The sequence below is a fragment of the Streptomyces spongiae genome (assembly GCF_009377185.1).
Taxonomy (GTDB): Bacteria; Actinomycetota; Actinomycetes; order Streptomycetales; family Streptomycetaceae; genus Streptomyces; species Streptomyces spongiae.
Genome location: NZ_VJZC01000414.1, coordinates 1 through 8,995, shown reverse-complemented (window position 1 = coordinate 8,995; position 8,995 = coordinate 1). Strand labels below are relative to the sequence as shown.

11 protein-coding genes are annotated in these 8,995 nt (G+C 68.8%); 7 read left to right on the top strand and 4 right to left on the bottom strand.

What is annotated here, in order from left to right; all coding sequences use genetic code 11:
• Positions 1-274: 274 nt before the first annotated feature.
• Both mshA and FNH08_RS36470 read left to right on the top strand, forming a co-directional pair.
• Positions 275-1,615 (top strand): D-inositol-3-phosphate glycosyltransferase, encoded by a 1,341-nt coding sequence (gene mshA / locus FNH08_RS36475; protein WP_322726071.1) that lies wholly within the window; start codon positions 275-277, stop codon positions 1,613-1,615.
• 43 nt (positions 1,616-1,658) lie between these two features.
• Positions 1,659-2,150 carry a type III secretion system chaperone family protein gene (locus tag FNH08_RS36470; protein WP_152775817.1) on the top strand — a complete coding sequence of 164 codons (492 nt, stop codon included), beginning with the start codon at positions 1,659-1,661 and terminating at the stop codon, positions 2,148-2,150.
• Here the strand turns inward: FNH08_RS36470 and FNH08_RS36465 are convergent.
• Positions 2,119-2,976, bottom strand: a complete 858-nt coding sequence (locus FNH08_RS36465; protein ID WP_152775816.1) for a helix-turn-helix transcriptional regulator — start codon at positions 2,974-2,976, stop codon at positions 2,119-2,121. The two genes, FNH08_RS36470 and FNH08_RS36465, sit on opposite strands and share 32 nt — an antisense overlap.
• A 49-nt stretch (positions 2,977-3,025) precedes the next feature.
• Between FNH08_RS36465 and FNH08_RS36460 the strand changes: the two genes are divergently transcribed.
• The 3 genes from FNH08_RS36460 (at position 3,026) to FNH08_RS36450 (ending at position 5,745) form a co-directional block, all read left to right on the top strand.
• Entirely contained in the window at positions 3,026-3,463 is a 438-nt protein-coding gene (locus FNH08_RS36460) for a DUF2000 domain-containing protein (protein ID WP_152775815.1), read from the top strand.
• Between the two features lie 249 nt (positions 3,464-3,712).
• The gene (locus FNH08_RS36455; RefSeq protein WP_322726070.1) at positions 3,713-4,723 is read left to right on the top strand and encodes a hypothetical protein; all 1,011 of its coding nucleotides are present in this window, start codon (positions 3,713-3,715) and stop codon (positions 4,721-4,723) included.
• A 95-nt stretch (positions 4,724-4,818) separates the two neighbouring features.
• A complete protein-coding gene (locus FNH08_RS36450; protein ID WP_152775813.1) occupies positions 4,819-5,745 on the top strand; it encodes an aminoglycoside phosphotransferase family protein in 927 nt (308 codons plus the stop codon).
• A gap of 96 nt (positions 5,746-5,841) precedes the next feature.
• Here the strand turns inward: FNH08_RS36450 and FNH08_RS52515 are convergent, their stop codons facing one another.
• From FNH08_RS52515 to FNH08_RS52510, 3 genes are all read right to left on the bottom strand, one after another.
• Positions 5,842-6,123, bottom strand: a complete 282-nt coding sequence (locus FNH08_RS52515) for a PIN domain-containing protein (protein WP_228034568.1) — start codon at positions 6,121-6,123, stop codon at positions 5,842-5,844.
• Between the two features lie 157 nt (positions 6,124-6,280).
• Positions 6,281-6,649 (bottom strand): hypothetical protein, encoded by a 369-nt coding sequence (locus tag FNH08_RS36440; protein WP_152775812.1) that lies wholly within the window; start codon positions 6,647-6,649, stop codon positions 6,281-6,283.
• Positions 6,649-6,996 carry a hypothetical protein gene (locus tag FNH08_RS52510; protein ID WP_228034567.1) on the bottom strand — a complete coding sequence of 116 codons (348 nt, stop codon included), beginning with the start codon at positions 6,994-6,996 and terminating at the stop codon, positions 6,649-6,651. Before FNH08_RS52510 ends, FNH08_RS36440 begins: the two co-directional genes overlap by 1 nt.
• Before the next feature lie 232 nt (positions 6,997-7,228).
• Here FNH08_RS52510 and FNH08_RS36430 point away from each other — a divergent pair, with 232 nt between their 5' ends.
• A complete protein-coding gene (locus FNH08_RS36430; RefSeq protein WP_152775811.1) occupies positions 7,229-8,476 on the top strand; it encodes a Twin-arginine translocation pathway signal in 1,248 nt (415 codons plus the stop codon).
• 1 nt (position 8,477) lies between these two features.
• Positions 8,478-8,786, top strand: coding sequence for a 4a-hydroxytetrahydrobiopterin dehydratase (locus tag FNH08_RS36425; protein WP_322726069.1), 309 nt, complete (start codon positions 8,478-8,480; stop codon positions 8,784-8,786).
• The last annotated feature ends 209 nt before the right edge of the window (positions 8,787-8,995 follow it).

The following is an 8,995-nucleotide window of genomic DNA, read 5'->3' as shown; positions in this document are numbered from 1 at the left end:
AGGCCCCCGTTCATGCGGCTGCCTCCTGATGTCGTCTGTCTGACGCGGGTCGTTTGTGGCTGATCGCGCCCACGCGGCGGAGCCGCATATTGACACAGCCCCGCGCCCCTATCGGGGCGCGCCTCATCTCCGAACGGTTGAGCGAGCTCTAGTAATAATTCGGTAAAGCGGAAATGTGGCGGGCAGGCGCGGTGTTCCCCCTTCTCGGAGGGTGACGTGTGCCCTCTGGACGACATGTCCGCAGGACGGCGCCCGCAGCAAGGAGGAACGCCTCGTGAGCCAGTACGCCGGCAGACTCGGGCGTCGCTCACCGGCGGCATCCCCGCGGCTGAGGCTGCCCCACCGCAAACCCCGTCGGGTCGCGATGCTCTCCGTGCACACCTCTCCGCTGCACCAGCCCGGGACGGGCGACGCCGGCGGCATGAACGTGTACATCGTGGAGCTCGCGCAACGCCTCGCCGCGATCAACATCGAGGTCGAGATCTTCACGCGGGCGACCACGGGCGCGCTCCCGCCGGCCGTGGAGCTCGCGCCGGGTGTGCTCGTACGGCACGTCGACGCCGGGCCGTACGAGGGGCTCGCCAAGGAGGACCTGCCGGCCCAGCTGTGCGCGTTCACGCACGGTGTCATGCAGGCCTGGGCCGGTCACCGCCCCGGCTACTACGACCTCGTGCACTCGCACTACTGGCTCTCCGGCCACGTCGGCTGGCTCGCCGCCGAGCGCTGGGGCGCGCCCCTCGTGCACGCCATGCACACCATGGCCAAGGTCAAGAACGCGGCGCTCGCCGAGGGCGACACCCCCGAGCCCACCGCCCGCGTCATCGGCGAGACCCAGATCGTGCGCGCCGCCGACCGGCTGATCGCCAACACGGCGGAAGAGGCCGACGAGCTCGTACGGCACTACGAGGCCGAGCCCGCCAAGGTCGCCGTCGTCCACCCGGGTGTGAACCTCGACCGCTTCACGCCGGCCGACGGGCGTGCCGCGGCCCGGGCCCGTCTCGGGCTCCCGCAGGACGCGCTCGTCCCGCTCTTCGCGGGCCGCATCCAGCCCCTGAAGGCCCCGGACGTGCTGCTGCGCGCGGTCGCCGTCCTCCTGGAGGAGCGGCCCGAGCTGCGGTCGAGGATCGTCGTCCCGGTGGTGGGCGGTCCGAGCGGCAGTGGACTCGCCAAGCCCGAGGGGCTGCAGAAGCTGGCCGCGCGGCTAGGTATCGCCGATGTCGTACGGTTCCGGCCGCCCGTCGGGCAGGAGCAGCTCGCGGACTGGTTCCGGGCCGCGTCCGTGCTGGTCATGCCGTCGTACAGCGAGTCCTTCGGGCTGGTCGCCATCGAGGCGCAGGCGGCCGGTACGCCGGTGCTCGCGGCCTCGGTCGGCGGGCTTCCGGTCGCGGTGCGCGACGGGCACACCGGGTTCCTCGTCCAGGGGCACGACCCCGTCGAGTACGCGCGTGTGCTGGGCGAGTTCGCCGACCGTCCCGAACTGCCCGACCGTATGGGCGCGGCCGCCGCCCGGCACGCCGAGTCCTTCGGCTGGGACACGGCGGCCTCCGCCACGGCGGACGTCTACACGGCGGCGATGCACGCCCACCGGCGCGGGCTCCGCACGCATCACGGCTGAGGGGCATCCCAGCTGATATTTGCTGATCCCGTACGCTCGCCCCATGGCTGACGCAGCGGCGATCATCGAGCAGGTCCTCACCGAGGCCGAGCTGGAGTGGGAGAGCCCCGAGCCCGGCACGTACGTCGTGAAGCTGCCCGGCACCCGCAAACTGTCGACGACCGTCTCGCTGATCGTCGGCAGGCACTCGCTCTCCCTGAACGCCTTCGTGATCCGGCACCCGGACGAGAACGAGGAGGGCGTCCACCGCTGGCTTCTGGAGCGCAACCTCAAGCTCTACGGCGTCAGTTACGCGATCGACCCGCTGGGGGACGTGTACGTGGCGGGCAAGCTGCCGCTCGCCGCCGTCACGCCCGACGAGGTCGACCGGCTGCTCGGTTCGGTCCTGGAGGCCGCCGACGGCTCCTTCAACACGCTCCTGGAACTCGGTTTCGCCTCCGCGATCCGCAAGGAGTACGCCTGGCGGGTGTCCCGCGGTGAGTCGACGCGCAACCTGGACGCGTTCACGCACCTGACCCAGCGGGCTGACGGCTGACGCGGGCGTAACGGCCGGGCGGAACACCCACCAACCGCTTGAAGTGGCGCGTGAGATGGGCCTGGTCGTAGAAGCCGGTGAGGGCTGCCACCTCGCTCGGCGGCTGCCCGCCGAGGAGTAGCCTCCGGGCCCGCTCGACCCGTCGCGACATCAGGTACTGGTGCGGCGCGATCCCGAAGGCCGAGCTGAACGCCCGTACGAGATGGGCGGGATGGGCGTGCACCAGCGCCGCGGCCTCGCCGAGGGTCACGCCCTGCGCGGTCCGCTCGTCGAGCAGTTCGCGCAGGCGGCGGGCGAGGGGGAGGCCGTCGGGACGCGACGGCCCGCTCGGCCCGCTCGGCCCGTTCACCGGGCGGGGACGCAGATGCCGCCGCAACCGCTCCCTCACCAGCACGAGCCTGCTCTCCGCCTCCAGTTCGTCCCCGGGGTGCGCGAGTACGGCGTGCAACTGGCCCACGCGCCGCCGCAACAGCGGATCACGCAGATCGGGACCGTCGACCGCGGCCCCGATGAGACCCGCGTCGAGCGCGCCCGCCTCCAGATACAGCACCCGCTTGCGGAAACCGGCCTCCGTCACCGGCTCCCCGTTGTGCGGCACGTGCGGCGGCAGCAGCGTCACCGTGCCGTTCGGGGTGCCGTGCTCGTGCCGGTCGAGGTCGTACCGTACGGCGCCGTCGTCGACGACCAGCAGCGTCCAGGCGTCGTGGACGTGCATGGGGTACGCGTACTCGGTGTAGTGGGCGTGGAAGACCTCCACGACGCCCGGGACGCGGGGGTGCCAGGCGGTGACGTCGCGGATCTGCCGTCCTTCAGCCCTCGGGGACATGCAAAGAACGTACAAGACGCCGCCGTACGGGGATCGGCACTGTCGTCGTATGACCACTGAGAACGACCTGGCGCCCATCCGCTTCGACACCAAGATCGCCGTACTGCTGAGGGACGACCTGGAGCCCTGGCAGCGCCTGAACGTGACCGCGTTCCTGGTGAGCGGCCTGGGCTCGGAGCTTCCGGAGGTGGTCGGCGAGCCGTACGAGGACGCGGACGGCACCTCGTACCTGCCGATGTTCCGCCAGCCGGTACTGATCTTCGAGGGCTCCAAGGAAACCCTGCGGACGGCCCACACCCGCACCCTGTCCCGGGCCCTGCCCCGCGCCCTCTTCACCTCCGACCTCTTCACCACGGGCAACGACCGCGACAACCGCGCGGCGGTACGGGCCGTGAGCACGGGCGACCTGGACCTGGTGGGACTGGCGGTGTACGGGCCGCGCAACGCGGTGGACAAGGTGCTGAAGGGGGCACGGATGCATCCGTGATCCCACCACGACGACTGCGGCTCTCGATACGTCGTGTGACGTCTTGACCCCACAGTGCCATCGCGGTTGCATGCTTGTGGTCCTCCGGTGGGGAGCTGGAGGAGATGCCGTGTCTTGGCCTAGGGGGAAATGATGGGAAACGCGAACCGGAGTGCCATCAGACGTGTACGGACCGCCTTAAGCGCCACGGTCGTGGTTTGCGCGGTCACAGCGGGGCTGCCCGGAGCTGCCTCGGCCCAGAGCACGGCCGTGGCGGCCGCGGCGGGCGTCGCGAGCGACAGCGGAGCCGGGGTCGAGCGGATCAGCGTCGCGACCGACGGTACCCAGGGCGACGGCGACTCCGCCGGCGCCTCGATCACGACCGACGGCCGCCGTATCGTCTTCATGTCGTCGGCAAAGAACCTGATACCCGAAGACACGACGGTAGGCGACAGGGTGTTCCTCCGCGACCAGCGGACGAGCCAGACCAAGCAGATGGGGGCCCAGAGCCCACTCCAGCCCCCGGTGATCAGCGGGGACGGGGAATATCTCGCCTATCCGCACGTGTGGATGCGCAACAATCGGATTCGCCAGGTTCAGGTGAGGACGACATCCGAGATCTCCGCCAACTGCTGGTACAACTGCAACCAGCCGTCGCTGAGCGCGGACGGCCGCTACATCGCCCTCGTCGAACGCAACTTCAAGCCACAGTCGTCCAGCCAGACCATCGAGATTCTGGACTATGACGACTACAACACCAAGAAGGCCATCGCCAACTTCGGCCACACCCTCCCGGCCCGGCCGTCCATCAGCGGCGACGGCCGCTTCGTCGCCTACCAGGACGGCAAGGCGGAGGACGTCTTCGTGTGGGACCGGACCGACGGCACCACATCCGGCCCGATCGAGGGCCCGTCCAAGGCGGCGGCTCTCGTCCAGCTCAGCGAGGACGGCAGCAAGGTCGTCTACCTCTCGGGCTCCGACACCTACGTCCACGACATGAGCTCGGGCACCGACCAACTGGTGCCGAACGTGCGGGGCGTGGCCATCGATCCCACCGGCCGCTATCTGCTGTACGCCCCGCACGACACGACCGGACCGTCGCTGACGCTGCGCGACCTGGAGACGGGCACCGACGACATCGTCTCGAACCAGCCCGCCTCGGCCGGGACCGACGCGGTCAGCGCTGGTGGGCGCGACGTGGTCTTCCAGTCCACGGCCGACGACATCGTCCCCGGCGACACCAACGGCAAGTCGGACGTGTTCGTGCGCCGCTTCTACTGATCGCCCGCGGCTGCTGATCGCCCGCTTCTACTGATTGCCTGCTTCTGCCGGCTGGTGGGAGTCCGTTCCGCCTGTCTCCCGTACTGTGGCTGCGCATGACCGACTCCGAGATCGAGATCACCGCTGAGCTGGTGCACGATCTTCTCAAGGACCAGCATCCGGACCTTGCAGGGCTGCCCATCAGTGAGGTGGTGGGCGGCTGGGGCAACCAGATGTGGCGCCTGGGGGATGAGTTGGCCGTGCGCATGCCGCGCATGGAGGGTGCCCCGGAGCTCCTGCGCAAGGAGTGCCGGTGGCTGCCTGTCCTGGCCCCGCGTCTTCCGCTCCCGGTTCCGACACCTGTGCGGATCGGCGAACCGTCCGCGCGCTTTCCGAAGCCCTGGAGCATCATGAAGTGGGTTCACGGCGAGCCACTGGACTACACCTCGATCAGTCGCGGCGACCACGCGGCCGACACCCTGGCGGGCTTCCTCCGGGCGCTCCATGTGGAGGCGCCCGCTGAGGCGCCGGCCAGTTCGGACCGCGGGGGGCACCCCAAGGAGTGCACGGGCGGCTTCGAGCACTTCTTGCAAGCGATTGCCCCCGGCGGCTTTGCGGCCGACGTCCGGGCGGTCCGTTCCGTCTGGGACGACGCCGTTGCGGCCCCCGAGTGGGAGGGCCCGCCGGTATGGCTGCACGGTGACCTCCATCCCGCGAACGTCGTCGTCTCGGACGGGACGCTCTCGGGCGTGATCGATTTCGATTCCATGTTCGCCGGCGATCCGGCGTGGGACCTCGCGGCCGCGTGGGTGCTGCTTCCCGCGGGCGCGGGCTCACGGTTCTTCGACGTGTACGCGCATGCGGACGAGGCGACGATCCGGCGCGCCCGAGGGCTGGCTGCCATGAAGAGCCTCTTCCTCATCCTCATGGGCCAGAACGGGGAGCGGGGCCTTCCCGGCGGCAAGCCGACATGGGGACCGGCGGGCCGGGCGGCGCTCGACCATGTCCTGACATCCAACTTGGGCTCGCCCTCGCCCGCATAGCGGCCTATCGGCTCCATGACCCGCCGCCTCTCTGATGAGGCGGCTGATGGTCTTGTCGCGGTAGCCGAGAGCGTCTGCCGTCGCCCTGTTGTCGGATCAGTCGACGATGCGGCGTACGGGCTGGCCCGTCGCCCGGGCGATGGTCTCGAAGTCGGAGTCCTGGTGGAGGACGGTCAACTTGTGATGCTGGGCGGTGACGGCCACGAGGAGGTCGACCGGACTCGCGCACTGATGCAGGCCCCGGTCCGCGAGGTCCTGTTGCGCGGGCTTCTCGATGACCGAAAAGTCGATCCCTCCGTCAGCGACCATCTGGCGCATCCGTTCCACTGCCGCGGCCCTACGACGGCGGTCGGCGATCTCACGCAGCGCCGCGTTCACCGTGTCCTTCTTCGTGCTCGTGCCGAGATGGCGGGCGGCTTCCGCCAGGCTCTGCGCCCGCTTGTCGGGTAGGCGGGGTCGCCCTCGTGGACGGCGGAGGGCGCGGCCTCGGAGAAGATCCGACGCCGCGCCCGGTGAAGCCCGTTGCGCTCGGGGATCAGGGCGATCTCTCGCCGTCGTTCAGCGCCGCACTGCTGCCGTCGCTGTTGTCATCGGCATCGTCATCGTCGGGCATCGGCAGCCTGGCGCCGCGGCTTTCGGCGACCCGGAGGACGTCGCGCAGGGACTCGGTCAGTCGGGCGGAGAGGTACCGGAGCTCTGCGGGCCCGGTCTTCGGGTCGTTGACCAACTCCTGGGCGTGGTCGAGCAGTTCGCTGCCCATGCCGAGCTGGACCGACTCGATGCTGTCGGCGAGCCGGGTGAGGTAGCCGCCGTTGTCATCGGTGAGGAGGTGACAGGGCTTCCCGCCGACGCCGGACCAGGGGAGTAGCCGGGTGGTGGACCTGGTGTTCGTGGGCTTGTCCATTACGCGGCCACCATCACTCCGTGGATCCGGCGCGGGCCGACGTCGATGCCGTGCACGGCAAGCCAGAGGGCGCGACGGCGCATGTGTTGCTGGTGGCTGTGGCGGTGGTGCTTCTGGGTGCGTCGTTCGGCGGGGGTGAGGACGTAGGGGCGTACGAGGGGAGAGTCCTCGCCTCGGAGGCGGTGCGTGTGGGGAAGCCGGCGGTGGGGGTGCGCCATGGAGTGTGCGGTGGTGCTGGTCGGTAGGGGTGGGGCTGTGATGCCGGGTCGGGCTGCCCGGTGGCGGCCACGCGGGGGCAGCAGCAGTCTCAGCAGTAGCGTGCAGAGGAGGGCGATACAGTGCGCCATGTCTACCTGCTTTCGTCAGGTTGGCCATGCCCCCGGACCGCATGCAGCGCGGTCGCGGGGGTCTGTTCTGTGGAGCGCTTGTTCCCAGTTGTCCGTTTCCAGGACACTTCTCACGCCCCACGGCGATGATGGCTATGCAGGCATATCGCCAGCTAGGCCGAAGTGCGGCCACTCGGTGGCCACTTCATGGCCACATCCGTGAGGAGGGGGCTTGGCGTCCCAGAATCCGCGTATGAATGGCAACGACGTGCTGAGGGCAGCCCGCCTCAAGCGAGGGTGGCGATCAGGCGAGGCTGCAGCCCGGGGAGTCTCGGCTACGGGGCGGGAAGCCCTGGATGATCCGTACTTCGAGGTGTCGCCGCGGACCTGGCGGCGCTGGGAGTCTTCGAAGCCGGGATGGCCTCGTGAGGACTACGCGATTGCCCTTCACGCCGCCTTCGGGGCTTGGCCGGAGGAGCTTGGGTTCGAAGCCCCGGAATATTGGGTTCGAGCGGATCGCGAAGGTGAGGGCGGCAGCGTGGACCGTAGGGCTTTCGTGTCGGTGACCGCAGCCGCCTTGGTCGCGGGGCCGACTCCATCTCGGCACGTGGATCCGGCACTGATCACCTATTTCCAGGAGCAACTGGAGGGGCACTACCGCGCCGACATGCTGCTTGGTCCCCACGATCTCATCGGTACGGTTTCGGCGCAGTACGAGTTGATCGACCGACTCGTGCGTGTGGCGCATGGTGAGACCCGTCGAGGACTGTTGAGAGTAGGTGCCGCCTACGCCGCGCTTGTGGGCTGGCTCTACCAGGATGCGGGCGACTTGGGCGCAGCGGCCTTCTGGCGTGGGGTAACGCAGGAGATCTCCATGCGATCCCGTGATCCTCAGCTCATCGGTTACTCACTGGTCAACCACGCACAGGTCCGTACCGACCTCTGTGACGGCCTCGGGGTCGTGGAGCTCTGCGACGCTGCTTTGCAGGAGGAGCAGCGTTTGGCGCCCAAGGTCCGCGTCATGGCGTTGCAGCAGCGAGCCCACGGTGCCAGCCTTCTCGGTGATCGTCGGACTGTGGACCGACTCATTGATGAGGCAACCGGACTCCTCGATCGTGTCGATGACGAATTGCCGTGGGGCAACGCCTGCCGCCGTACCCCCGGCTACTTGGAAGTGCAGCGGGCTACTTGCTACGGGCGGTTGGAGTTGGGGGCTGAAGCGAGTGGGCTGTGGAGACAGGTACTGGATGGCGTACCGAGTGCCGCTCGGCGTGACCGGGGCGTCTACCTCGCGCGATACGCCGCGGCAGCTGCTACGGCACATGAACCTGAGCAGGCCGTGGAGATCGGCATTCAGGCCGTGCAGATCGCAGTGGAAACGGGGTCTGCGCGTATGAAGAAGGAGTTGGGAACTCTGGAGCGAGCCATGCGGCCGTGGGCCGATGCACAGATCGGCAGGACATTCGCGGACGGACTTGCTCCGGTAGCGGAGAGGGGATGACGTGGCAGAAGACCTGTCGCCGTTGACTGATCCGGAGATTGATGAGCGGTTGAGGGGCATGCCGGGGTGGTCGCGGGCAGGAGATGAGATCACAAGGACGTTCAGCATCCGCTACCACGGCGGCGTCGCGCTGATCGTGCACGTGGCGGATGTCGAGCGGCTCATCGGCCACCACGCGGACATCGACCTGCGCTGGGAGAGTGTGCGGTTCGGGATCACTACGCATGATGCCGACCACAAGCTGACCGAGGCCGACTTTGATTTGGCTCGACGTATTGATGGGATCGCGGCGGCTCACGGAGCGGTATAGGGGGTCTTACAACTGTGAAAGGAATACCGACGCCTGAGCGGTGACTCGTGAGGATGTGACAGTCCGCGCGGAAGTGTCACATCCTCACGAGTCACGGACCGGGAAGGTCAGACGGCCTGCTCGCGTGTCGGGGCCGACACCGGCGACTCCGACCGCTGAGCCGAAGGCTCCTCCTCCGGCACCCGCCGCATCAGCACCCCGTACCCGAC